Source organism: Ktedonobacter robiniae (assembly GCF_016587375.1).
In the GTDB taxonomy this organism is placed as follows: Bacteria; Chloroflexota; Ktedonobacteria; order Ktedonobacterales; family Ktedonobacteraceae; genus Ktedonobacter; species Ktedonobacter robiniae.
Genome location: NZ_BNJG01000006.1, coordinates 197,935 through 223,667 on the forward strand (window position 1 = coordinate 197,935; position 25,733 = coordinate 223,667).

The following is a 25,733-nucleotide window of genomic DNA, read 5'->3' on the forward strand; positions in this document are numbered from 1 at the left end:
CTACGGGAAAAGAAGCAGTTGCTAAGTTGCCATCTCCAGTAAAATCAACGTGAAATCCCCCCCAAGCAGGATTTCGTCAGCGGGAAAAGTTGCATTTGCGAATGGACGATTAAGTTTGGTGCTTTTTGTCCGGGGGAGTACACTCGAATAGAAGGCATGCTCATTGAGGAGGAATAGAAGGCATGCTCATTGAAGAGGAATAGAACGCTTCTGTGTTTGAGCAGAAAGATTGAGCCCGCAAGTTTGGAAAGAATAGGACGATGAGAGAATCGCAGGAAGAGTTGTTTTACCTGTCCAGTAAACAGTGAGGAACAAGACGTTCTCTCAGTTGAGCACGAGGGAGTTTCCCATCCATGCAAACACTGCACTTTGATACGCTGATCATTGGTTTCGGCAAAGGTGGCAGGACGCTTGCCGCCTTCCTGGGGAACAAAGAACAGAACGTGGCCGTCGTGGAAAAGTCGAAGGAGATGTATGGAGGAACCTGCATCAATATCGCTTGTATCCCTACCAAGTCGCTCGTCTTGTCTGCTGAACATGCCACCAGCCATCATCCCAACACGTATGAAGAGAAGCAGACCTACTACAGGAAGGCGATCGAGGAGAAGCAGCGACTGGTTACCACGTTGCGACAAAAGAGTTACGACAAGCTGCATACCAATCCTCATATCCGTGTCATTGATGGTCTTGCCAGTTTCATTGCTCCGCACGAGGTACAGGTCGTCCTGAGTGACACTCAGGATGTGTTTCAGATACGGGCCGAGAAGATTATCATCAGTACAGGCACAGAGCCTTCTATTCCCCAGATTCCGGGTCTGGAGCAGAGCCGACACGTCTACAATAGTACGACGTTGATGGAATTAAAGCAATTGCCCCGTCACCTGATCGTGATTGGCAGTAGCTACGTCGGTCTGGAGTTCGCCTCTATTTACCGGGCCTTTGGCGCTGAAGTCATCGTCTTAGAACAGCAAGGCGTCTTTCTGCCCGCACAGGATCGCGACATTGCGGCAGCCGTTTACCAGACGATGCAGAACCAGGGGATCACCTTCCACCTTCACGCGAAAGTCCAACAGATTCAAGATGAGGCCAATCAAACCGCTGTTGCATTTATGGACGAACAGGGACAGACCCACACGCTGGTTGGAGAAGCCGTCCTGGTCGCAACGGGGCGCGCAGCCGTGACAGCGGAGCTCCACCTGGAAAAGGTCGGTGTGGAAACCAATGAGCGTGGCTTTGTGAAGGTCGATGAGTATCTGCGGTCCACAGTCCCCAACATCTGGGCCGTTGGAGACGTCAATGGGGGACCGCAATTCACCTATATCTCACTGGACGATTTTCGGATTATCCGCGATCAACTGAATGGAGGGGGAAAACATTCCACACGCACCCGCCAGCACGTGCCGTATTCCATCTTCATCTCGCCTCCACTCTCCCGCGTTGGACTCTCAGAAGCAGAGGCCATCCGTCAGGGATATGAGATCAAAGTGGCCAAACTTCCGGCAGCTGCCAATACGCGGGTGCAGATGATGCGAGAGCCTGCGGGACTGTTGAAGGCGATCGTGGATGCTCGTACTCAGAAGATTCTTGGTTGTACGCTCTATAGTGCTGAATCCAATGAGGTCATCAATACGGTCGCGATGGCCATGCATGCGGATATGGACTATCAGGTACTGCGTGATAACATCTTCACGCATCCAAGCGTCTCCGAAGTCTTGAATGACCTCTTTGGTCTCATTCCATAGCCAATCGCCTCTGCTCTCTCCACGCAAGCAGGCGGTCTGAACGATATTCTTTCGAAAAGGGCGATCACCAGAGATCGCCCTTATGCTGAAAGATCAACAACAGATGGTATTAATCGCGGAAGCAGGCCAAGTGAAAAGAACGCGCGGCAGGTTTACCATCCGGATCGAAAGTATGGACCTGCATCTGGTTCGGGCCCTTTGCCAAGCCAACAGTAATCAGACCCGGCAGGACTGCTTCGTCGGTTGCACTACCAATCGTTGCAGCGAAGTTTGTCTTTACCTTGCCTTGCCCACGCGATGCGCAACGAGGTTGTTGAAGAGCTAATCTCTCATGGGGTAGGCGAGAACCGCGCGGAACCGAACACCTCGTTCCCGAAAGATGGTAGAAACGGAGGTGTGGGAGGCAAAAAGAGCAGAAGATGAGAGAAATCGAGGGAAGCGTCAGAACTGAGAACAGGAGAAGCAACAAAATTGTGGGACGACGTCTCGTCCTCTCTCCTTGGGCTTAGGCTCTCATTCTGAGAGCCTTCAAGCTGTTCAGTCGTTGACAAAACAGAGCGCGTTGTTGGGCAAGAGGCACTAATTGGTTCATTGTCGTGCGGAAGCGGAAGAACTGCCGTAACTCATCAAAAGCGCGACAAAATCGGGCTGCCGAGGCTACGTTTCCGAAACCTCGCATCGGGTAGTAGCGTTGTTTGATCCCACGATGATCTTGTTCCAGTCGGTTGTTGAGATAGGGATTGCAACGATGGTGAACCTGGCTACCAAGTGTCTCACGAATCGCGCGCGGATAGGAATCATGTCCATCGGTCGTCACCTGCTCTGGTCTGTGTCCAACTGTCTCGACTGCCTGCCTGAAAAAGCACTTGGCGGCCTCCATATTCCGTTTCTCGCTCAACATACAGTCAACCAGATTGCCATCACGGTCGATAGCACGATACAAATAACACCACTTCCCATGCACCTTGATGTACGTTTCATCGACAAACCAGGATCGACCTGCTTGCCCACGTCGTTTGGCTCGCAGTTGGTCTGCTAACAACGGCGCAAACCGGGTTTCCCAGTCTCGGACCGCCTCATGGGTGAAGACCCAACCTCGCTCGAGAAACATTTCAGCGAGATCTCGCAGACTCAGTTTATAGCGCAACCGCCAGAGGATGACAAGCAGGACAAGATCGGTCGGATATTCCAGAAAGTTGAAAGGCGTGTTAGTGCGTTCGTTGAAGGTATGGTGGCATCCTCGACAACGGAACATCCGATAGCCAAGTGTGGTTTTCTTGTTCTGTTCTGTGGAGGTCGCTGACATGCAGTATGGGCAGTTCATAGGATACTCCTCATCCAAACGTTCCTGTGCTGATCAGTCTATCACGCCTTGTGGAACTCTGCTTGATGTCCTGTTCTCAGTTCTGACGCATCCGTTTGTACAGTGGGATGGATGCGTTCTGGTCAAGAGTGATTTCCAGCCTTTCGGCATACGGTATCTGCGTTCCTGAACGTCTTGACACGGATTGAAATCTTTCTTCAATGGCCCCTTTCGTCTACCTGAAAATGGCTCTTTTGACAAGACTATTATTGGAGTATGCTTCTCGTGTCAGGAAAAGAAAGTTTCTTGAAGAAGCAGATAAAGGAAATGTCCAGAGGGAGCGAGCATGAATAGTCGTGTTGCAAAAAAAAATGGGCTGAGAAAGTGGTGCAGGTAATGTGGCTCTACCTAATGTGCTGAGCTTTACATTTTTTGCAACACGACCTCATTTGTTCACACTTGTCTCATCATATCCTGGCAGAAAGCAGCGTACGGAGAGAAAGTCTCTCCGTTTGAATGAATCCGCCTGACTTCTCTAGGAGACATATGTAACGTTGGTAGAACGAAAAGAAAAAAAGAATTGTGAAAGGACAAGGGACAACGTATGAAAGCTATCGCCATTACCGCCTTTGGTGGGCCTGATCGTCTCACGCTCATAGACCTACCTGCGCCAACCTGTGGCCCGGATCAGGTCATTATTCACGTTCAGGCAGCAGGTGTTGGAATGTGGGATGTGAAGGCGCGGCAAGGGAGCCTGACGCTGGAAGGACAACAGTTTCCGCTCATTCTTGGTTGGGAATCAGCAGGGATCATTGAACAGGTAGGGGCTACGGTGACCGGGCTGAACGTAGGAACCCGCGTGATCTCTACGACGTATCAGGTCGGCATTGGTCATTATGCCCAGTCTGTCGCTGTTCCTGCGCATCTCGTCGCGCCAGCTCCATCCTCTCTCGATGCCTTGCACGCAGCCGCGCTTCCTATCGGCGGGCTTACCGCTTACCAGGCAATCTATGAAGTGCTGAAGATGCAGAGAGGAGAAACGCTCCTGATTACCGGTGCGGCTGGAGGAACAGGCACGCTTGCCGTTCAGCTTGCTGCTCATTTAGGAGTCCACGTCATTGCCACTGCGAGCAGTAAGAACCATCCATACCTTCAGCAGCTTGGAGCCAGTGAACTCATTGATTACGCACAGACGGACTTCGCGAGCGTGGTCCAGGCGGCTCATCCCAAGGGTATCGATGCAGTTCTGGACTGTGTTGGTGGAGAGACGGCGGCAAGAAGTCTGAAGGTTGTGCGTGATGGTGGGCGGTTCGTCACGATTGTTGATCTTGAGCAGGTAACACCTACCCGTCACATTGATACGCAATTGCTCTACTACCGCCCCGATGGGCAACAATTGGCCGAACTAACGAAGCTCGTCGATGCCGGTCAGTTGACGGTCCACCTCGACCAGGTGTTTCCTTTGGAAAAGGCCAGCCAGGCTCACGAGCGCTTGGAGACACGGCACCACCAGGGAAAAATTGTGCTTAGCCTGGAAGGGTGAACGTAATCTCATCTTCCGGTCTTGTCAACTCAGCCAAAGTTGTAGAGCTTCCATGCCAAAAATGGCCGCAACGTGGAGAGAGCTCTCTATCTCTGACCTGATAGTCAGGAGAACCCTGGCGAAAATAACATCGGAGCTGTGAGAGCTCATCAACAATTTTGGAAGTTGACAAGACCTCTTTGGACGCCTGCGTCTCACGGGATGTGCAACGAGGTTTAGCTCATCAGTGATATGACTTGAGAGCGTTCTTCGTCGCTGTCCCCGGGAATAACTGCTCAGGTGGGTAGTGGTTAGGTGGTAAGTGATGAGATAGAATTGGGGGTATGATTCAAGAAACGATGATACACGTTTGCCGTGTCTGTAGAAGTACAAATATTGTCAAAAATGGAGCCAATCGTTGTGGAAATGCTCAATACCACTGCAAGGACTGTGGCACCTATCGTGTTCTCACGCCAGCAAGCGTCTTCAGAAACTGAGCAACAAACCGTGCTGCAGACTTATCTGGAACGGTATAGCCTACGTGGAGTGGCACGAATCTTTGCCATGGCACGGTCAACCATTGCGGGGTGGCTCAAAGCGCACGTCCAAAACTCGCATGATGTCAAAGAAACCCTTCCGCCTGCGATCCCAGATGATGTGCTCGAACTCGATGAAATGTGGAGTTTTGTGCGCAAAAAAGACCAGGCGCGGTGGTTGTAGACGGCAATGTGCCGCCGAACCCGCCAAATCGTTGCCTTTGCTATTGGAGACCGAAGCAAAGCGACCTGTCTTCGGCTTTGGTAAGCCATCCCGCATGAATACAAACACTGCCATACCTTCAGTGATTTTTGGCATGCCTATCAGTACGTGTTCCCAACGTGTTCCCAACTGAAACTCATCATTGTGTTGGGAAGGAAACTGGGGAGACTGCGCATATGGAACGCTGGAACAACACCTTGCGTCAACGAGTAGACTGCTACGTTCGACAAACGTTGTCCTTTTCCAAATCTGACGAATCTCATGAAATGGTTACCAAGTGGTTTATTGTTCAGTATAATTTGGGCTTATCACTTACCATCTAACCACTACCGTATAGTCGAGGGCGCTCTCAGACTCAAACTTAACAAGAACGGCTACCGGGGCCGATGTATCCTTAGCCCTGGCAGCCTCACCAGAAGGAGATGAGCACAAATGACTTCGACACACTATGATGTAATTGTGATCGGCGCCAGTAAGGGCGGTAGATTCTTTCCAATCGATTTTGCAAAAGCAGGCCGGAAAGTGGCGCTCATCGAGCGCGACCAGATAGGCGGTGTCTGTGTGAACTTCGGCTGTACCCCGACAAAAACGATGGTTGCCAGCGCACGCCTCGCCTATCAGGCACGACGTGGGGCCGAGTACGGTGTTCACGCCGGCCCCATTTCGGTCGATCTGCGGACCGTCCGCCAGCGCAAACAAGGCATAGTCGAGGGTGTTCGCAACAGCCACGAGAGCCGCCTGACAGCGCTGCAAGGACGGGGTCTCGATCTGCTAATGGGCGAGGCCCATTTTATCGCTCCGAAGACGCTTGAGATCTCTCTCAAGGACGGCGAGACGCGAGAGATCACCGCGCCACTGATTTTTATCGATACTGGGGACCGACCAGCACAACTCACGATCAAGGGCGCCGAGCGTATTCCCGTGCTCAATTCCACCACGATCATGGAACTGGATACGCTCCCCGAACACCTGCTCATCACTGGTGGCGGCTATATCGGGCTGGAGTTCGGGCAGATGTTTCGCCGCTTTGGCAGCCAGGTCACGATCATTCAGCCTCGTCCACGCTTACTCATGAACGAGGATGAAGATGTCTCTAACGAAATCACGAAGATGTTTCGCGAGGAAGGGATCACGGTCTTGACCGAAACAATGCCGCAACAGATTGAGCCACTGGACGGTGGACGCATGCGGTTGACAGTGCGCACGCCTCAGGGAGAACAGCAGATTACCGGCTCGCATCTGCTGGCGGCAACCGGTCGTGTCCCCAACACGGAAGCGCTCGCCCCTGAAGCAGCGGGCATCCACCTGGACCAGGAGGGCTACATCCAGGTCAATGAGCGCCTGGAAACGAACGTTCCTGGCATCTACGCGCTGGGAGATGTCAAAGGTGGGCCTGCTTTCACCCACGTCTCTTTAGATGATTTCCGCATTGTGCGTACCAACTTGCTTGAGCAGGGCAACGCCAGCACACGAGGTCGCCTGGTCCCCCATACCATCTTCATCGATCCCCAGCTTGGGCGAGTTGGCCTGACCGAAAACCAGGCCAGAAAACAGGGTCGCAACATCCGGGTGGCCAAATTGCCCATGAACGCCGTGTCCCGTGCCGTAGAAACCGGCGAGACGCGCGGCTTCATGAAGGCCATCGTCGATGCCGATACCCAACAAATTTTGGGCTGTGCCATCCTGGGAGCAGAAGGCGGCGAGATTATGACCATCATCCAGGTAGCGATGATGGGCAAGCTGCCCTACACCACCTTGAGAGATGGCATTTTCACGCATCCCACCCTGGCTGAAGGGCTCAAAGCACTGTTTATGACGCTCGACTCTTAGGGTTACGTTGATACTACCTTTTTGTTATGAGTCATCCCGGATTTTTGAGCTTCCCATAGGACCACCAGAGTGATGAGGAACTTAAAAAAAGTGGATGCTAGGCAAAAAAAGCCTCCTACGCTAAACTGTAGAAAACAAACGAAACAGAGAGCGTAAGGAGGCTTTTCACATCGATGCAGCCCAAGTATGACACACTTCAAACAAACGAACAAGATCCTCAGCAAGTTTCGCAGGCTATAGCGCAAGAACTTGAAATATTCCTTTCACCTCTTTTAACACCCTTGATAAGTTGTTAGATAAGCGTCTTGTACGAACAGTGTTGCAGGTTTGCGTTGCGATCTTGCGATTCAGGGATCAGAAGCAGGGGCTTTTACTGAGTGAATTAGGGTCTTATCTCGTTCATGATGGAGGAAAAACCGGGTCTCCGTCCTTCCGGGGGAAGGATGAGGTAATAACGCGTCATATCGCATCTCCGATCAGGATGCGAAGACGCAGGTTTCCAAGGTTGCGGTAGCCATACGCCTGGCGCATGATGGCCTTGGTCCGATTGTTTTTGCCTTCGACAAATCCGTTGGAGATGCGCGTCGGCAAAAAACGGAAAAACGCCAGGATCTCCTGCTTCCATTTCGTGAAGGGGTTCTGTCAGAACTCAAACCTCATCTTGGCTGAGAAGCTCCTTTTCTGGTATGCTAACCCTGTCAAGAATATGGAATGAGGAACATCGGCGAATGAGCTGTCCCTATTGTGCCGCTGCCACCACCAGGAAGCGTTCGAAGAAAACCAAGCTTGGATATCCGTTTTTTTCTGTCCTGAGTGCCGATCAACGTTTAATGAGCGAACCGGCCCCCTTTTAACTACCTTGAAGTGCCTACTGATGCCGTTTTGCTCGTTGTTCTGTGGCGATTACGCTACAAGTTGAGCTTGCGTGATGTGGCTGAAATGTTTTTGGAGCGTGGCTTCGTTTTTCCTTATGAAACGGTTCGAGATTGGGAAAAGCGGTTTGCTCCCTTGCTTGCAGACCACTTGCGAAGCAAGTGGTGTGGTCAAGCGGGAAAGTCGTGGTACGTCGATGAAACCTCTATCAAAGTCTGCGGAAAGTGGTGCTATCTCTATCGGGCGATTGATGCTGATGGCAATCTGGTTGACTCGAGGCTGAGTGAGAAGCGAGATATGGATGCAGCAAAACAGTTCTTTCAGCAAGCTCTCGCGGTAGTTGGCCGTGCTCCAGAATCTGTTACCACAGATGGGCATCGTTCTTATCCACGCGCCGTACGTGAAACCATGGGAAATGAGGTGACGCATCGGACGAATAAGTATCTCAACCATCGCATAGAACAAGATCATCGTGGCATGAAACAACGCTACTCCCCCATGCGTGGCTTTGGGAACGTTGCGTCAGCAGCTCGTTTCTGTCGTGCTTTTGACGAATTGCGCCAGTATCTCCGTCCTCGCCACATGGAAAAAGAAACGCTGCCACTGATGCAACAGCGGCAACTCTTCTGTGAGCGACTTTTGGCTTTACGAGAGCTGATGGGTGCCGTCTCATAGTTCCACCGATGGGGTTTGAGAAACATTATACCCTGCTGGCTGTTGAGTTCTCAGTTCTGACACTACCATAATTTCGGAGGGAAAACGGAAACCTTTGTAGAGGGAAGATGCTTCATTCTTTTTCATGCGTCGATTGTATCATACCGTCCTGCTTTTTGGAGGCTTTCCGTTTAAGTTGACAGTACCGACGCCAACCATGCCCGCGGCGTACACAAAGATATCCGGGGCAGGTTTCCCGTTGACCACGCACCAGCCATCGGCGATGCCATCAAAGAGCGGAATGAGTCCGAGATGTTCGAGGACGGTATGGCTATTTTTACTGATGGATGCGATAGCCGTCTTGATCCCACGCTGGCCAATCTCCAGTAAAAGTTCGCGTCCGCCAGGGACGACGTCAGCAGGCGTCATGGAGCGAATAAATTGCTGATAATAGCGATTCTTACGCTCCATCATCTCCTGAATGTGTTGCTCCGAATACTGCCGGCCAAGAATAAGATACTCCAGCGACTCGCGTCGTCCTACGCCTCGTAAGTGGGCATCATTCTCCTCGCGAGTAAATGGAATCTTCTCGTCATTGGCCAAATGCTTCCATGCTCAGTAATGATATTCCGAGGTATCAGTTACAACCCCGTCCAGATCAAAGATGATTGCCCGTAGCTGCTGCATTGTTCACCTTTCCGCATACGCAAGCCTCTTCGCCTGTATGCTGGCTTTCTCCTTTTCCTCCGCAATACTGTTGCTTTCCAGTACTAGACCTCTGTGTTGATCTGAAGAACGCGCACTCCCCGCATATCTAGCCAGTAGTGTCCCCTTCCTTGCGCTACGCGAATGAGCACCGTATCACAGGAGGGGCAGCGTATGACCGTCCCCATCCCATGCATGTAGACAGCCAATGCACCGATGGCAGCGGTTGTGCCGCAGCCTGTGCAGGTTGCCTGGACCTGCGTCATTTCAAAGGGGAAGATCTCTTGCAGGATGCCCCCGGCAGCGTTGCCATCAAGCTTGTTCTCCATCATGTTTCTCCTGTGGGTCCGAATCGTTCGGTTTTGATGTGTCCAGGTTCGTATCCCAATGTGACGAGACTCGTGGCGGTTGTTTCGACGAATGGGGTTGGGCCACAGATGAACAGCAACGGGCGTTGATCAACTGGCCATGCCACCTCACGCAGCATCTCGGTATCAATCCGACGATGATACTCTGTCCACCCAGGCGGTTGCTCCCGGGTTAGCGTCTGCACCACCTCAAGCTTCGTGTTGCCCTTGACCAGGCGAGCGAGTTCGTCACGGTAGATCACCTCTGTGTATGATCGCGACGAATACAGCAAACGGATCGGAATTGTGCTCCCTAGAGCAGCCCAATAGCGGATCATCGCCATCAATGGCACGATCCCCGATCCCCCAGCTACCAGCAAGAGAGGGCCACCCATCTGCTCCTCCCAGACGAAGTATCCCCCGATTGGGCCGCGCAGTTCCAGCTGGTCACCGACACGGAGTTCACCCGTGAGGTAGGGCGACACTTCCCCATCATCGAGCCGTTCGACGGTGAGCGTTACACGTGGTTCCTGCTGGGGAGCAGACGCGATCGAATAGCTACGCTCCGCCTGGTAGCCGTCTTCAGCCGTGAGGCGCACATCCACATGCTGTCCTGGTCGATGCCCGTTCCAGTGCGGAACGGCGAGCGTGATGCTCTTCGCTCGCGCTGTTTCTTCCTGCGTCGCCACGACCTCGCCAAGTTGCCAGCTTAGTCGCCCCGGTATCGTTCTTCTTTCCATGGATCACCGTGATTGTTGTAGCCAAGCGACTCCCAGAAGCCCGGTTCATCCTGCGCGACCAACCGCAGACCCCGAACCCACTTGGCGCTCTTCCAGAAGTAGAGATGGGGAACCAGCAGGCGTGCTGGTCCACCATGTTCAGGGGGGAGCGGCTGCCCCTCATACGCATCCACCACCCATGCCTTCCTACCCAACACCTCTTCCAGCGGAAGGTTGGTAGTATAGCCGCCATCGCTAAAGGCGATCACGTACTTGGCATCGTGTGCAACCTGCTCGAGCAGCGTCTCGACAGAGACGCCTTCCCAGTGGGTATCCAGTTTCGACCACTTGGTCACGCAGTGGATGTCTGCGGTCACCATCTCATGTGGCAGGGTGCGAAAGGCATCCCAGGTCCACCGTTTTGGTTGATCGACCTCCCCAAGCAGGGAGAAATCCCAGGTTGCAAGAGGCGTGTGTGGCGTTGGCCCTGCCGAAAGAACGGGGAAGCCACGCTCCAGATATTGTCCTGGCGGGATTCGCCCGCGCTCGTCGCCAGGCTTTTGGCGACCTCGGAATCCCCGCGAGACGAAACCATTGCTCATCTCTTCACTCCTAATCTCTTTCTCATGGTATTTTTGATGAACGAGAGCTTGTCCTACGAATCAAGCGTCATAAACAGCAGATTGAGCCCTTCCGCCAGGAGCGGATGGGTGAAGATGCTTTCCTTTAAAGCGGTGTAGGGCAGCTTCCCCATCATCGCCACCTGGATGATGGTCATGATCTCGCCCCCTTCGATGCTCAGAATGGCGCAGCCCAGGATGTGCTGGGTCTTGGCATCGACGATAGCCTTCATAAACCCACGCGTCTCGCCAGTTTCCAGAGCACGGGGCACAGCAGTCATGGGCAATTTCGCCACCCGGATAGTGCGACCCTGTTTCCTGGCCTCGTTTTCAGTCATGCCAACCCGTCCAAGCTGGGGGTCGATGAAGATGGTATGGGGGACCAGGCGATCCCGCGTGCTGGCGTTACCATGCTCCAGCAGATTGGTGCGCAAAATGCGGAAGTCATCGTACGAGGCGTGGGTAAACGCTGACCCCCCTCTCACATCCCCCATGGCATAGACGCCAGGAACATTCGTTTCCAGGCGCTCATTGACCTGGATATAGCCCTCCTGGTCCAGGTGGATGCCCGCTGCTTCGAGGGTGAGCGCTTCCGTGTTGGGGACACGACCGGTTGCCGCTAGCAGATGCGAGCCGGTCAGCTGTTGTTCGCCTTGAGGCGTGCGCACGGTCAACTGGAGACGCTCATCACTGAGCTGTTCCACCTGTTGCGGTGTGGTGCCAGTCAGGACCGTGATCCCCTCCTCGCGAAACATCTTGGTGATCTCATCGGACACGTCCTCATCCTCACTCATCAGCAAGCGTGGACGGCGCTGGATGATCGTGACCTGGCTGCCAAAGCGGCGAAACATCTGTCCGAACTCCAGCCCGATGTAGCCGCCACCGAGAATGAGCAGATGTTCGGGAAGTGTATCCAGCTCCATGAGCGTGGTGGAATTGAGCACGGGAATACGCTCGGCGCGCTTGATCGCGAGTGGCGCTGGTCGGACGCCGGTATCGATCACAATCAGGGGCGCGGTGATTTCTCGCGTCTCGCCGCCATTAAAAGAGACCTCAAGCGTTTTTGGGGCGGTAAAGTGAGCCTCGCCCCTGAGCAGATCCAGCCCTTGTGCCGCAGTCAGAAGGTTCTCGTGGCCCTTGCGCGCACCCTCAACGATCTCTTGTTTGCGTTGGAGGACATCCTGCAGATCAACCGAGATGGGGCCCGTGTGGACGCCGTACTCAGCGCCACGCCGTGCCAGATAGGCAAGGCGCGCGCTGGCAACCATGGTTTTGGTGGGGGTACAGCCCACATTGACACAGACCCCGCCGATATGGTCTCGCTCAATCACCGCCACGTTTTGGCCTGCCTTCGCCAAGGTGATGGGGAGGAGTCTGCCACCCCGGCTGGTCCCGATCACAATCGCGTCATAGGTGGTGGCTTGGGGCATCTCACTGTTCTCCTTCTGCTTCTCCGTAGACGTAATAGGTGCTTCCCACGAGCAACCTACCTACCTCAATAATGGTGTTCCATCTTCAAGATATATGTTGAGTGCAAGAGAATGACAAGCATATCTCCATCTCTTTATGCAAAAGATTACAGGGATGTCATTTCATGGTACGTGCATGTTTTTCCAGCTAAGTTCCCAAAATGAGAACGGCGTTGTCATGTTCCGTCAGCCGATATTTGCAATAGAAGGCTTTCCCTTGCTCTCTTGAAATCGCTGCGGGGGCATCCATGCTGGTCTGTCCCTATGCGCGCCGATCTTCCCGATCATGGAAGTAGGGCTTGAGCATCATGGCTGTTGGAGAACGCTTTTCCCACGCCAGAGACATCATTTGCTGCTCAGGCCAGCAGTTCCGCGACCAGGAGCAGCAGGGTTTCCAGTTCAAAGGGTTTCTGCAGCGTTCTGAGATGCTTGTTGCCACTGACTTCCTGCGGCATATCCGCGCTCATCAGCAGGATAGGGATATGCTCATATTCCTCCTGGCTTTCCAGCCAACCTGCGAGCTCCAGGCCGTTTATCCCTTACACTTACACACAACTATTGGATCTGGAGAAAAAACGTGGAGGCGATGCGCTGCACAAGCTTTGTTTTTCCCACACGAGAAGTGGCCCGCTTCTCTCAGAAGAAGCCGCGTGTCTCGCCAAGCTTGAAGCACATCATTGCGCATCATTACGCGTTTTTCCTGGCGTCTTTCTCTCGCATGCTCATGCGGATCTTCTACAAACGTTCAAACTTGTGTGTAAGTGTAAGCACATAAAGGCAGGGATCTTACGCTCGGACTGATAAATGTCCCCACGACCTTGAGAGGAAAGAGACTCTTTGGCCTCTACTCATCAATAAATATTGATCTCGTAGTGCGGGATCAGCATGGTTGATGGCCTGGCATTTTCTGTTACGCGTTGTTTGTGTGGTGTGTCGACCGGCAGTTGGCACAGCTACCGCATACGCTCTCCCTCTGGCACTTGGGAGAGAAGAGATCGTTTGTCAGGAAAGACCTGGCTTCCGCAGAAGATATTTCTCTGTTTAAATGCTAAAGGGGATGCAACTTCCAGCCACTTTTTGATTTCTTCGTCGACATAGAGCACGTGATACCAGGGGACGTCCAGATGGACCAGCTCGTCCAGCTCGTGTACCCATTCTGGACAAGGCAAAACGTACTCCTCGCACAGATACTCTACCGAGGCAGCGAGAAAACTGGCCCAGCGGCATTCCTCTCGGGTTGGGGAAAATGGCAAAGAAGGCGCCTCAGCGATAAGAGTCGGTCGCCGATCGGCAGCATAGAGGAACCACTCGTTGGAAAAATTCCCGATGGCCACCCACGGATCCTGGCCTTTTCGAATACGATCGAAGGTATGTGCTATTGTCTGTAATGGGTCATCTGATCGCATTGGCATGAAAGATCACCAGCCTCTTATGCAGGAAAATAGGTGCGCAGCACGGAAGCGTCAGAACTGAGAACAAGGACGGTGTGAAAAAAGTGCTTGTGGTAGACTGACGATCATTGAGCACATCGTGATGAGGAAGGAACTATGAACTGCCCACACTGCACATCCCCAACCACGAAAGAACGGCAGAAAAGCACCATACCTGGCTATCGAACGTTTCGTTGTTTCGCTTGTCAGCGCATCTTCAACGAGCGGACTAGGACTCCCTTCAATTCCCTCGAATATCCTACCGATATCGTCCTGCTCGTCGTTGTGTGGCGGCTCCGGTACAAGTTGCGTCTGCGTGATCTCGCTGAGATGTTCTTAGAGCGTGGCTTTGTGTTCACGCATGAAGCGATCAGAGACTGGGAAGCCCGTTTTGCTCCACTTGTCGCCGATCACCTACGGGCCAAACGACGCGGACAAGCAAAAACATCGTGGGACGTAGATGAAACGTACGTAAAAGGTGCGACAAGAACTTGGCTACTGACACTCTCCGAAGCAAAGGAGATTTCTTCTTTGGTAGGATTTAGGCTTCCCCCAAAAGCCTGATGGCTACAGGCGTAGCTTCCGGTTGAGCAATCGGAGGTGAAAGAGCTGCCTGGACAATGTGGACGAGAGGAGAAAACTCTCTCTCCTCACCCGGTTTGCTAGCCAAAGATGAAACTGGGTGACGTAAGAAAGCTCTGTTTGACGGGTCGTTAAGGTTCACACGGTGAGGGAGAGTCGCCCTCTAAGGGACAACCGTGAGTGGGAGGTATGGTGTACTCTTTTACTACACCAAAACGTTGGGGGTCCCCCCAGCAAGAGACGATGTTATAGGGGAAGAAACGCGCCCCCCTTCTGCGGCAGACGAGACGCGTCTGTATTCGGCCTAAAGGAGCCACCCAAAGGTCATCGTAGAATGTCAGGGTCCAAACTTGTGAGAGGTGATCTCTTCGCCTGGAACGCTTGTGAGACAGGCAAAGATAGCTGCATCCGATGGAGAGATCATCAGTCAGAGCCATCATAGTACCCTTTGAAAGCCAGCTAATGACTGGACTGCGGGGAAGGGTGCGGTGGTTCTCGTTCAAGGAGGGGTGAGAGGTCTGGATACGTAGGACCGTTTGATTACCCTAAGAAAGAACAAAAGACCGTGGAGAGCCCGTTGCAGCGATGAGTTGCACGGCGGGTTTGGTGGAGGGGATGCGGAAACAGGTGCTTCGTAAGAAGCGTACTGCGCCGTGTCCCTATCCAATTCCATGGCACCTGGTGTTATCTGTATCGGGCGATTGATCGAGATGGTAATCTGATCGATTCACGTCTCAGTGAGAAACGCGATATGGAGGCAGCAAAGCGATTCTTCAACCAAGCGGTGACCATGGTTGATCACGCACCTGAGCGAGTGACAACCGATGGGCATGATTCCTCCCCCCGCGCAATCCGCGAGACCCTCGGCGATACTGTCGTGTACCGGACGAATGCCTACCTGAACAATCGATTGGAACAAGATCATCGTGGGATCAAACAACGTTCCTCTCCGATGCACGGGTTTGGAAGCTTCACGTCAGCATCACGCTTTTGCCGGGCGTTCGACGAGGGACGCCAGTTCTTCCGGTTTCGTACTCCCACGAAGCAATCCATTTCTCTTGCCGACCAACGTCGTTTGTTCTGCCAACGCTTAGATGCCTTAAAAGTCATGTTGCTGGTAGCCTAACAGAAGAAGGCTGGAGGATTGAGCACGCCTTGTGATCTTCTGTGTTCTCAGTTCTGACACATCCCTTTATCGCTCTTGTCGCTGGTTTATTCCTTCAACAAAGCGATGGGCAAGCAAGCTCAGGTATTCTTATAAACTCAGCAAGGACTTTTTCAACAGGCTGGTTGGTTTCTTGCGACAAGCTGACTCGTTCAAGAATGTAAAAAAACGGTATGGAGACCTTTACGAAACCTTTCGATTTTGTATGTAGGGGCGAAACCTCGCTGCGGATAGTGGGTCAACCGCTCTTTTGATGACAGGGTCTGGTGCAGGTGTGGTGAAAACGTTTCGGCCACCATATCTGTACCAGACCCTGAGATTGGGGGAAGCTGCATAATGAAATGGGTGGTCTGTTCTTGTCTGAAGAGACAGATACTACGACGCAAGTGACAGTGTTTGGTGCTCTCCAAAATGGGTCTTTTGGTCCATGACTTCTCGTGCATTTCGCTCTACACGAGAAGCAGGTCAAGCGCACCTGTCTTGGCTGAGACGAAGAAAGAAAAAAGAGACAGAAAGAAGGCACAGTTCTATGAGTTTTAACCAAACGCTCCAAACCTCGGAGATCCAGGCGATACCGGCACCATTTCCCAACACCAAAGGGACTGTCACGCTCAAGATTTTAAACGCTGATCAGCCCTTGGGTCCAGCGCTGGCCCTCCTGAGAATGGAGCCGGAGAGCGAGATTGCAAGACACCTGCAGGAGCGAACAACGGAAACCCTGTACGTCCTTGAGGGTGATTTCATAAACGAGGGCATCTCCTATCCGGCGGGCACGGAACTCAATGTCAAGCCGTTGATTGCTCACGGTCCACATACGACGAAGAATGGCTGCTCCGTCCTGGTCATGTTCAGCTATCCGTCTGTTCTCGATGATTTCAAACTGGCCTAGCCGCTTGAGGACGAAAACTGATCCAAACAGGACATGACAGAGAACCCTGGTGAAAACGGCATCTTTCCGAGCAAGAGATGGATGCCCTCACCAGGGAAGGAGTCAATTTGGGGTGAGATGACTCTCCTGCACTTTCTCATCAAAAGTGCGGGAGAGACCGGATAGTTTACAGGTCCGGACAGTGACGCCGGCAGATAGCATCTTAAGAAGCGTCAGGTTGGAATGCGAAGGAACGAACATAGATGAATACCGCATGAAGCGCAATCTGTAACGGCTGCGTCGTCTTGCGGGTCTTCAGGATGCGTCAGAACTGAGAACAGGACTCTAAGCGAAGTTCCGCTAGCGTGTGAGAGACTGATCAGCACAGAGACATTGTGAGGAGGCGTGTCCGATGAATTGCCCGTCCTGCCTGTCTGTAACGACAAGAGAACAAAACAGGAAAACCACACTTGGCTACCGGATATTCCGTTGCCGAGGGTGCCACCATATCTTCAATGAGCGCACCAACACGCCTTTCAACTTGCTGGAATATCCAACCGATCTCGTTCTGCTTGTCGTTCTCTGGCTGCTGCGCTATACACTGAGTCTGCGAGATCTCGCTGAGATGTTTCTCGAGCGCGGTTGGGTCTTCACTCATGAGGCGATCCGAGGCTGGGAAGTTCGTTTTGCTTCCTTACTTGCAGAACACTTGCGTACCAGGCGGCGGGGACACATAGGGACATCATGGTACGTAGATGAAACGTACATCAAAGTGCGAGAAAAGTGGTGGTATCTCTATCGCGCTCTCGATCGTGATGGGAATGTGGTCGATTCACGCCTGAGTGAGAAACGCGATATGGAGGCAGCAAAGCAGTTCTTCCGCCAAGCTCTCGCAACGGCTGGTCACGCCCCGGAGCGGGTAACGACCGATGGACATGACTCCTATCCACGTGCGATTCGTGAGATGCTCGGCAGCGAGGTCATGCATCGTTGGAATGCCTACTTGAATAACCACCTGGAACAAGATCATCGTGGAATCAAACAGCGCTATTACCCGATGCGTGGATTTGGGAACTTCACATCAGCCTCTCGCTTTTGCAGGGTATATGACGAGGGACGCCAGTTCTTTCGGTTTCGGACCACGAGAAAGCAACATGTTTCCCTCGCGGACCAACGCCATCTCTTCTGCCAACGCTTGGATGCCTTGAAAACCATGTTGCTGGTCGCCTAAACAGATTCAGCTTGAAGATGAAGCACGCCTTGTGATCTTCTGTGTTCTCTGTTCTGACACATCCCTAGAAGCAGCTTGTTGCATGCACACGGTGGAAATTCCTGGCAGCGTTTTCTTGTTTTTGTTGAGCGTGATGTTCTGTCACATTTCAGTGCCACTCTTCGTTTCTGCAGCAGAACATCATTGTCATAACAAAGGAGGGAACAACGTGATGCGATGCATGACGCCACTTGGCGCAATCATCCTGGGTGCCATTGCCGGCGCTGTAGGGACCACGGCGATGGACCTCGCACTGTACGCGCGCCACCGTGCCAGCGGCGGTAGCGACCGATTCCTGGCCTGGGAATTCGGCGGCAAGAGCGATTGGGAGAGCGTCTCAGCCCCCGCCCAAGTGGGCCGTCGCCTGTATGAGGGCTTGCTGCAACGTCCACTCGCCGACCGTTGGGCTCGCCTGACGAATAACCTCGCGCATTGGGGGTACGGCATCAACTGTGGCTGCACCTTCGGGGTTGTCGGTGGAACGTTGCGCCGCCTGCCCCTGGCAGCGGGCCCAACGTTCGGAGCCTGTGTGTGGGTGAGCAGCTACGTCACCTTGCCGCTGCTGGGGCTCTACAAGCCGATATGGAAGTACAGCTTCACAGAGCTGGCTCCGGATCTGGCCGCGCATCTCGTCTACGGCACCGTCACCGAACGCACCTTCAGCACACTGGCATGACGAGTCGTCACGTCACTGACGCTCAAAGAAGCGAACATGAGGCGAACCACGTTGCTGTGAATTGACAAAAACGATGTGCAAACGTCCGCTTGTAGCGTGGCTTTTCTCAGACGATGAATGGTCGATTCCCATGTTTCGCGCCGATTGCCTAACATTCACCTTAAAAACGGGTCTTGCTTACTTTCGGTGTTTAAGCTCATCAACAATTGAAAAGAAAGAGCTTGGGTGGCTTCTGCCGTGATCTTTTGCTGTGTTTTTCCACCGAAAGTGACCAAGACCCTTAAAAACCGTCGATCATTCGCACTATTTACCATCTCGCCAAGCTGAAAGCACATCACTGTGCATCAAGGGGCGTTTTTTTCAACACCTTTCCCTCGCATCATGCTGAGGATCTTCTGCAAACGTTCATATTTGTGTATACATGTCAGCCTTTATGTGTGGGGAGTCGTCACAGCATGACTCGCTCCTGCTTGGCCCGCCTCACTAGCTCTAGCGCTGACCTGGCACAGAGTTCGCTCTGTCCTGATGCAGGTCCCAGGCGGTATGTGCCCTCCAGGTGGAAGCGTCAGAACTGAGAACAAGGACGGTGTGAAAAAAGCCCTTGTGGTAGACTGACGATCATTGAGCACATCGTGATGAGGAAGGAACCATGAACTGCTCACACTGCACATCCCCAACCACGAAAGAACGGCAGAAAAGCACCATACCTGGCTATCGAACGTTTCGTTGTTTCGCTTGTCAGCGCATCTTCAACGAGCGGACTAGGACTCCCTTCAATTCCCTCGAATATCCTACCGATATCGTCCTGCTCGTCGTTGTGTGGCGGCTCCGGTACAAGTTGCGTCTGCGTGATCTCGCTGAGATGTTCTTAGAGCGTGGCTTTGTGTTCACGCATGAAGCGATCAGAGACTGGGAAGCCCGTTTTGCTCCACTTGTCGCCGATCACCTACGGGCCAAACGACGCGGACAAGCAAAAACATCGTGGGACGTAGATGAAACGTATGTGAACGTCCATGGCACCAGGTGTATGAATTTGCGTCATCGAGACCCAGAAAGGGCTTGCCCATCGAGGCCAGCTGAGCTGCGATTCCTTGCTTAGTTTCTCCCTCGCTTCTCCTAGGCGCGCTTGTGCGCTAGACTGAGAGGGTAGAGAGACTGTTTGTGAGCCAGGAAGGCTCGTTTCTACGAAGGAGTCTGTCGATGGAAGCCCAATGGATTGCCGATCGGGCTGCCCTGCGCACCTTGGCCGTCCGTCACCCGACCTGGGGTCCTACACAATTAGCCCGTCTGCTTGGCTACTCACGGAGCTGGGTCAAGAAGTGGCTCAAACGCTTGCAGGAGGCCCCACCCCATGATCTGGAGGTCCTGCGTTCCCACTCGCGAGCGCGACATACACCTCCTCCTGCCTACGATCCCAGCGTTGTGCAGCGCATCATAGAGATTCGTGTGCAGCCCCCCGAGGGCTTGCAGCGTCTCCCTGGACCACGTACGATCTTGTACTACTTCCACCGTGATCCCGATCTGCGACGAGAAGGGGCTCGCCTGCCCCGTTCCCCACGAGCTATTTGGCGCCTCTTGCATCAAACGGGGCTGCTTGTGGAGCAGGAAGCTCATGAGCATCACCTCCTGCCACGCCCCGGGCCACTACAGGAAGTGCAGGTCGACTTCAAGGACACTTCCACCGTGCGTCCCGATCCAAGCGAACCCGGCAGCAAGCAGCAGCATGTGGTGGAGATCTGCAATGCCGTGGATGCTGGCACCTCGATCTGGCTCGATGCTCAGGTCCATGCGGACTTTCACGCCGAAACCGCACTGCAGGCCGTCATCAACTTCCTCTTCACCTACGGCTGCCCTCCCATGATGACCTTTGACCATGATCCCAGATGGGTGGGGAGCCGCAGCGGGCGCGATTTTCCCTCTGCGCTGTGCCGCTTTTTGCGGTGCGTGGGAGTTGAGCCACATCTGTGTCCTCCCCATCAACCGAAGAAGAACGCGTTTGTAGAGCGGCTGCATCGCAGCCTCAAAGAGGAGTGTCTGCTGGTCCATCATCCCGGCACGCTGCAGGAGGTGCGCACGGTCACGGCGCAGTATCAGCACCATTACAACCAGAAGCGCCCACACCAGGGGTTCTCCTGCCGCAATCAGCCTCCGCGTGTAGCCTTTCCGACGCTCCCCACCTTGCCACCCTTGCCAGATCCGGTCGATCCGGACGCGTGGCTCCAGGCATTGCATGGGCATGCCCTGGCACGCAAGATCGGTTCGGATGGCTGCGTGACGGTGGATGGGGAGACCTACTCCATCTCGCGGGCTCTCTGCGGGCAACAGGTGACGCTGTTGCTCCATGCCCCCGAGTGGGCCCTGGACGTCTGGCTGGGAGACCAGACGATCAAGCAGTTGCCGCTCAAAGGCCTGATCGGGCATCCACTTCCCCTCTCGCGCTCCATCCAACTGATGCTCGATCAGGCCTTTGAGCGGCAGTTGCGTTTCCGTCGGCAGCGGCTGGTCCAGCACATGTTATGGGCCTAGGTGTCGCGAGGGGACGGGAGAGAACGAGAGTACAAGCCTCTGGCGGATCAGCAATCGTCAGTGCGTGAGGAGGCTTCCCTGCGTCCTGCTCAGGGAACTGCTGATGACGCGCATCTTGCTCGTGGTCCCGCTCTCACCCTCTGCCCGCAGGAGCAGGCCTCTTCCTCTCTCCAAAAACGGTTCGGCTGGGCCGTCTACCATTCCCTTGCTCTGGCTGAGTTGGCCTCGATGAGGGAGCCCTTTCTGGGTCTTGATGACGCAAATTCATACACGCTTCTGCCGGGCGTTCGACGAGGGACGCCAGTTCTTCCGGTTTCGTACTCCCACGAAGCAATGCATTTCTCTTGCCGACCAACGCCGTCTGTTCTGTCAACGCTTGGATGTCTTAAAAGACATGCTGCTGGTAGCCTAAGAAGCACCTCCTCAGAGATTGATTTGCTGAATATTCCGTGCGGCTAGCCCGGCCCTCCCCTCGACAATTTCGAATTGCACTGGAACGCCGGCTCTGATCGTGCGGTAGCCCTGTCCAGGAAGCGCCGTGAAGTGGAAGAAGATCTCCTCGCCTGCTTCTTCTCTCACGATGATACCGATCCCCGCGTTGGGGTCAAACCAGCGGACGACTCCTTGGGCTATCGGCAAGCCGTTCTCCCCCAATGCAGGACTTCCCTTGAGCCACTCCTGCTGGGGAATGCGAATCCGCCGCACCTCTGGCGTGTCATACGCCTCGTAGCGATAATCGGAACGGGTTTCCATGATCGCGCGCAGATCCCGTCGCAGCTCTTCAGTCGTGGGGCGGCCCACGAAGTACCAGCCATTATAGATGGCGTGGATGCGCAAGTCTGGCCGCAGCACAAACGTGTACGGCTGCGCACGATAGGCATACTCGCCTTCCGTCTCGTCGAGAATGTTGATCTGTTTGATGACGACCCGCTGTTCATCCGACAAGAACGTCCACTGCGCCCCCAGGCCCGCTCGGAACGCGGCCTGCACGAGCGGAGGATCCGCGCTTACCGCCGCGAGCTTGCCATAATTCACCGCCAGTTCGCGTTGGAACTCCACGAGTTGCCGCATCTGCTGCTGGTCACGCGGGCAGAAGAACCCGCGAAAGAAGACCAGGATCAGCGGATACCCGTCCTGGAACCCCAGGTGGGTGTCGAGGAAACTGGGCTTGGTGAAGTGGGAGAGTCGCATGGGCTCGTTCTGGTGATTCGGCAGTTCAAAATCGGGGAACTGGTCATTGAGCCGAAGATTGGTGGTCATAACAGTCTACTCCTTTCCCCTCAATACCGGAGCGGTTGGGATGATTTCGTCACTCTCTCGTAAAGCTTCCCTATCATCCTATCTGGTCTTGCGGACGTATGCAAGGTGACAGGGCGTTTGAACCTGTAGCGATCTGAAAAGACTGCGTGTTTTTCTGTTACACACGCATTGCGTCAAAATGATTCTGCTCAGGATCTACTCAGAAAGGGAAAAATCTGAGCAGCTCCTCTCTGAACCTCGGCTTCCCTCCTTCTCGGCGCCGCAGGTGGTCGGCGAGTTCCAGCCTATTCATCCCGGGGAGATGGTAATTGAGCAGAAACAACGCAGGCGTGATCGTTTGCAGCATATTCAGCGCCATCTCGCCACTTGAAGCAAGATAGCCTTGATAGGTCGTCTCCTTCTGGAGCACTTCCAGCAGGAGATTGCCAAGGATGGGATCATCTTCGACAATGAGAATACTCTTGACAGCAAGAACATCATTACATCCTTGGTATTGGAAAGTCTCCATGTGCGCTTCTTATGTTCTTTTCAGGGGAAGCGTCACCTGAAAAGTCGATCCTTTTCCCATTTCGCTCTCCATCGTGATGGATCCTCCATGGTATTTCACAATCTCCGCGACAATATACAAGCCCATTCCGAGGCCTGGAAAGGCGCGCTGATGTGGAGCAACCGCCCGATAGAAGCGCTCAAAGATTTTCTCGCGCTGCTCTCGTGGAATGCCGATACCCTGATCATGCACACTGAGCGTCACGGCCTCTTCGGATGTCTTGATATCCACCTCTATTGTGTTGGCTCCTGGGGAATATTTGATCGCGTTGCTGATCAGGTTCAGCAACATTTGCTCGAGCCGGTCCTTATCCCCGACCAGAAGCGGGGGGGACGCGGCACGATGCACGACGATGGTATGGGTCGTCTGCATCTGTTGCACGATCTCAACGACCTCCTGGAGCACGTCGTCCAGATTCACCGTTTCTTGGGCATACTCCAGGGTGCCAGCCTGAATTTTGGAGAGGTCGAGCAACTCTCCGACCAATCGGGTAACCATGTTGAGTTGTGCCTCCATCCGGGAAAGAACGGTATCCGCGTTGTCGATGCCTTGCTTTCCCAGTTGCTTTCGTAATAGTTGCGTTTGCAGCTTCAAGGACGTGAGCGGTGTCTTGAGTTCATGGCTGACCATCCCTAGAAAGTGATCTTTGCGCTGCTCCAGCTCCTTGCGGGCTGAGTTGTCCAGCACAAAGCCGATGCCCTGGAGCACCTCCCCATGAAAGGCCACTCCTCCCATGAGCACGTCCAGGCGGCTACCATCCTTACACACGAGTTCGGCTTCAAAGGGCGTGGTATCTTGCTGCACGACCAGTTCCTGGTGCGCTTGCTGGAACAGCGAGGGCTTCGAGGTTGGCAGGGTGAAACTGCCCCAGTTGATACACCGCTGGCACAGCTCGTCCCGGTTATAGCCCGTCATCCTCAGGAAGGTGTTGTTCCCTTCCACCACCATGTCGCCTTCGGCGAAAAAGATCCCGATCACGCTGGAACTCATGAGATGGTTCACGCGTTCTTGGCTCTGGTGCAAGGCGTCCTCGGTTTGTTTCTGCCTCTGGATATCGGTGCAGGTGCCAACCCATTGGACAACCTGCCCCTCCTCGTTCCGCAGCGGCACACCCCGTGATAAAAACCAGCGATAGGTGCCCGGCTGTCTCTCCCTGAGGCGATATTCAAACTCATAGGGTTCCCCTGTCTCCAATGCCTGGCGCTGAAGAGCCAGGACCCGCTCTTGATCCTCAGGATGTACAAACTGAAGTGAGACCGCTTCATCATGCGTGATATCCGTTCGGAGGGCTGTGGGCCACATACCCTGGATGCACAGCCGGTCAGTGGGAGGCAGGTGCTGGAGCCATTCATCCTCTGTGCATTGCTCGGCCATCTCGTGGGCATAGTCGTGCGAGCGTCGATTACAGTAGGCGATGGAACCATCAGGCCGCCTGACCCAGACAAATTGGGGCACGGTATCGAGCACAGTACGAAGTTCCTCTTCCACGTGCTTGTACCGGGTAATATCGAATCCCCTACAGATCAGATACTCGACCTGCTGATTTGTCCCGCACTGGGGCGTCAGCGTCAACGCAAGGTCGAGATACCTTCCTGGGTGTGGACAGACGCGGGCTTCAAAGCGTACCGTCTCTCCCTGTCTGGCCTGTTCGATCGCCGCACCTAATTGCCTTTGGGCATGCGGGACAGACGACCACCAGGGAACAGCGGTGAGCGGTTTGCCAATCACCTCCTCGAGCTGGACCTGTGCGTCCGTCAAGGGACGCTGACTGATCTCCAGGATCAGTCCCTCCGGTGTCAACATCGCGACCCGCTCAGCACTGTGCTCCAGGAGATCCCGATACCGCTGTTCACTTTGGCGAAGGGCGTCCTGGCACTGCGTTGGTTCTGTGTTTTCCTGGAACAAGACCGCGAGGCCCACTCCGGTGGGCGAGATCTGTGCATGAAACCAGGTCTGGGTCACCGGGGAACGATAGTCCACGTCGGTCCGTTTCCGCGTCTGCCTGGCCTTGAGCACCGCCTGGTAGAGCGTTGTGCTCACCAGGTGAGGAGCAAGGCACCAGAAGCTGTTTCCAACAAGCGCCTCTTGTGTGGTGCCGAGCATGGTCTGCGCGCTCGCATTGGCATACACAATCGTTGTGGCGTCATCGACGACAAACAACGCACCAGGAAGTGTCTCAAGCGTGCTGAGGAGCGTGTCACGCGATGTGAGCATGCTTGACTCGCTGCTTTGTGGATTGAACATCATACTGTCTCTCTCCCTTTCACGTCTCCCCATCCCTGGTGGCAACGATGTTTTCCCGCTTTGAACCTCAAGAAATATCATGCAATGGCGATGATCCCTCTTCTGTCACATCAGTTGGAACAAGCGATGAAAAGTGTGTGTATGCAATACGTGCTTTTCCCGGAGAGGCCAGGAGCAATGAGCATCTGCCCCGGGCCCTTTCAGGGGCGGCTTTGGTGGGAAGAAAAAGAAAAGCTTGTGTGAGGAGGCCACCTCATAACAGACCAAAATTGCCCTCTCCAACAGCAGAAAGGGCTCGGCTCAAAACCGAGATCAGGAGTCAGCTTTTCGGGGCCAAGACAACACAAAGTGGGTGGTTGGCCCTACCTCTGTTTGCACGGTGAGGCTCCCACGATGGGCATGAGCAATGCGCTCCGCTAAATAGAGCCCCAAGCCCATCCCTAGCGACCGCTCTCCTTTGGCAAATGGTAGAAAGAGGGTGGCGAGCAATTCTCTTGGAATGGGAGGTCCCTGATTGCTGACGGTGACGATCACCCACGGTCCCGCATCATGCTGCTCCTCTTTTACCGTGACGCGGACTGCTGTCCTCCCCGCTGCATGGGTGGTCGCGTTGGACAAGAGA

The 25,733-nt window shown here is 54.0% G+C and carries 18 protein-coding genes and 7 pseudogenes; 13 read left to right on the plus strand and 12 right to left on the minus strand.

Annotated elements, in window-relative coordinates; all coding sequences use genetic code 11:
* The first annotated feature begins 353 nt into the window (after nt 1-353).
* Nucleotides 354-1,742 carry an FAD-dependent oxidoreductase gene (locus JMJ04_RS44825; RefSeq protein WP_201376834.1) on the plus strand — a complete coding sequence of 463 codons (1,389 nt, stop codon included), beginning with the start codon at nt 354-356 and terminating at the stop codon, nt 1,740-1,742.
* Nucleotides 1,743-2,247: 505 nt separating this feature from the next.
* Here the strand turns inward: JMJ04_RS44825 and JMJ04_RS44830 are convergent.
* The gene (locus JMJ04_RS44830; RefSeq protein ID WP_201376835.1) at nt 2,248-3,066 is read right to left on the minus strand and encodes an IS6 family transposase; all 819 of its coding nucleotides are present in this window, start codon (nt 3,064-3,066) and stop codon (nt 2,248-2,250) included.
* Nucleotides 3,067-3,649: 583 nt separating this feature from the next.
* Here JMJ04_RS44830 and JMJ04_RS44835 point away from each other — a divergent pair.
* The 3 genes and pseudogenes from JMJ04_RS44835 (at nt 3,650) to JMJ04_RS44850 (ending at nt 7,156) form a co-directional block, all read left to right on the plus strand.
* On the plus strand, nt 3,650-4,588 hold the full coding sequence (locus JMJ04_RS44835; protein WP_201376836.1) for an NADP-dependent oxidoreductase: 939 nt from the start codon (nt 3,650-3,652) through the stop codon (nt 4,586-4,588).
* A gap of 323 nt (nt 4,589-4,911) precedes the next feature.
* A pseudogene (locus JMJ04_RS49375) lies at nt 4,912-5,649 on the plus strand (IS1 family transposase).
* Nucleotides 5,650-5,758: 109 nt separating this feature from the next.
* Nucleotides 5,759-7,156, plus strand: a complete 1,398-nt coding sequence (locus JMJ04_RS44850) for a mercuric reductase (RefSeq protein ID WP_201376839.1) — start codon at nt 5,759-5,761, stop codon at nt 7,154-7,156.
* Between the two features lie 459 nt (nt 7,157-7,615).
* Here JMJ04_RS44850 and JMJ04_RS49380 read toward each other — a convergent pair.
* Nucleotides 7,616-7,777: pseudogene (locus JMJ04_RS49380) on the minus strand (transposase); the annotation flags it as partial.
* A 107-nt stretch (nt 7,778-7,884) separates the two neighbouring features.
* On the opposite strand from JMJ04_RS49380, the pseudogene JMJ04_RS44860 reads away from it, so the two are divergent.
* Nucleotides 7,885-8,704 (plus strand): annotated as a pseudogene (locus tag JMJ04_RS44860) (IS6 family transposase).
* Nucleotides 8,705-8,842: 138 nt separating this feature from the next.
* Here JMJ04_RS44860 and JMJ04_RS44865 read toward each other — a convergent pair.
* From JMJ04_RS44865 to JMJ04_RS44895, 6 genes are all read right to left on the minus strand, one after another.
* Nucleotides 8,843-9,286, minus strand: coding sequence for an HAD family hydrolase (locus JMJ04_RS44865; protein ID WP_201376840.1), 444 nt, complete (start codon nt 9,284-9,286; stop codon nt 8,843-8,845).
* A gap of 167 nt (nt 9,287-9,453) precedes the next feature.
* Entirely contained in the window at nt 9,454-9,720 is a 267-nt protein-coding gene (locus JMJ04_RS44870) for a DUF6510 family protein (protein WP_236039167.1), read from the minus strand.
* A complete protein-coding gene (locus tag JMJ04_RS44875) occupies nt 9,717-10,475 on the minus strand; it encodes a ferredoxin reductase (protein ID WP_201376841.1) in 759 nt (252 codons plus the stop codon). The genes JMJ04_RS44870 and JMJ04_RS44875 overlap by 4 nt, the downstream gene beginning before the upstream one ends.
* On the minus strand, nt 10,445-11,056 hold the full coding sequence (locus JMJ04_RS44880; protein ID WP_201376842.1) for a sulfite oxidase-like oxidoreductase: 612 nt from the start codon (nt 11,054-11,056) through the stop codon (nt 10,445-10,447). The genes JMJ04_RS44875 and JMJ04_RS44880 overlap by 31 nt, the downstream gene beginning before the upstream one ends.
* Before the next feature lie 53 nt (nt 11,057-11,109).
* Nucleotides 11,110-12,504, minus strand: coding sequence for a mercuric reductase (locus tag JMJ04_RS44885; RefSeq protein ID WP_201376843.1), 1,395 nt, complete (start codon nt 12,502-12,504; stop codon nt 11,110-11,112).
* Between the two features lie 992 nt (nt 12,505-13,496).
* The gene (locus JMJ04_RS44895; protein WP_201376844.1) at nt 13,497-13,955 is read right to left on the minus strand and encodes a hypothetical protein; all 459 of its coding nucleotides are present in this window, start codon (nt 13,953-13,955) and stop codon (nt 13,497-13,499) included.
* Between the two features lie 135 nt (nt 13,956-14,090).
* On the opposite strand from JMJ04_RS44895, the pseudogene JMJ04_RS47805 reads away from it, so the two are divergent.
* From JMJ04_RS47805 to JMJ04_RS44930, 8 genes and pseudogenes are all read left to right on the plus strand, one after another.
* Nucleotides 14,091-14,531 (plus strand): annotated as a pseudogene (locus tag JMJ04_RS47805) (IS6 family transposase); the annotation flags it as partial.
* Nucleotides 14,532-15,228: 697 nt separating this feature from the next.
* Nucleotides 15,229-15,681 (plus strand): annotated as a pseudogene (locus tag JMJ04_RS44900) (IS6 family transposase); the annotation flags it as partial.
* A gap of 568 nt (nt 15,682-16,249) precedes the next feature.
* Nucleotides 16,250-16,609 carry a cupin domain-containing protein gene (locus JMJ04_RS44905; protein WP_201376845.1) on the plus strand — a complete coding sequence of 120 codons (360 nt, stop codon included), beginning with the start codon at nt 16,250-16,252 and terminating at the stop codon, nt 16,607-16,609.
* A 391-nt stretch (nt 16,610-17,000) separates the two neighbouring features.
* Nucleotides 17,001-17,819 (plus strand): IS6 family transposase, encoded by an 819-nt coding sequence (locus tag JMJ04_RS44910; RefSeq protein WP_201376846.1) that lies wholly within the window; start codon nt 17,001-17,003, stop codon nt 17,817-17,819.
* Nucleotides 17,820-17,901: 82 nt separating this feature from the next.
* On the plus strand, nt 17,902-18,534 hold the full coding sequence (locus tag JMJ04_RS44915) for a hypothetical protein (RefSeq protein ID WP_201376847.1): 633 nt from the start codon (nt 17,902-17,904) through the stop codon (nt 18,532-18,534).
* 649 nt (nt 18,535-19,183) lie between these two features.
* Nucleotides 19,184-19,582, plus strand: a pseudogene (locus tag JMJ04_RS44920) (IS6 family transposase); the annotation flags it as partial.
* Between the two features lie 152 nt (nt 19,583-19,734).
* A complete protein-coding gene (locus JMJ04_RS44925; protein WP_201376848.1) occupies nt 19,735-21,060 on the plus strand; it encodes an integrase core domain-containing protein in 1,326 nt (441 codons plus the stop codon).
* 268 nt (nt 21,061-21,328) lie between these two features.
* A pseudogene (locus JMJ04_RS44930) lies at nt 21,329-21,472 on the plus strand (IS6 family transposase); the annotation flags it as partial.
* Between the two features lie 11 nt (nt 21,473-21,483).
* Here JMJ04_RS44930 and JMJ04_RS44935 read toward each other — a convergent pair.
* The 4 genes from JMJ04_RS44935 to JMJ04_RS44950 form a co-directional block, all read right to left on the minus strand.
* Complete coding sequence (locus JMJ04_RS44935) at nt 21,484-22,320, minus strand: cold shock domain-containing protein (protein WP_201376849.1); 837 nt, start codon at nt 22,318-22,320, stop codon at nt 21,484-21,486.
* A 199-nt stretch (nt 22,321-22,519) separates the two neighbouring features.
* Complete coding sequence (locus tag JMJ04_RS44940; protein ID WP_201376850.1) at nt 22,520-22,828, minus strand: response regulator; 309 nt, start codon at nt 22,826-22,828, stop codon at nt 22,520-22,522.
* A 9-nt stretch (nt 22,829-22,837) separates the two neighbouring features.
* Nucleotides 22,838-25,111, minus strand: a complete 2,274-nt coding sequence (locus JMJ04_RS44945) for a PAS domain S-box protein (protein ID WP_201376872.1) — start codon at nt 25,109-25,111, stop codon at nt 22,838-22,840.
* Nucleotides 25,112-25,423: 312 nt separating this feature from the next.
* A complete protein-coding gene (locus JMJ04_RS44950; RefSeq protein WP_201376851.1) occupies nt 25,424-25,729 on the minus strand; it encodes a sensor histidine kinase in 306 nt (101 codons plus the stop codon).
* Nucleotides 25,730-25,733 lie beyond the last annotated feature (4 nt).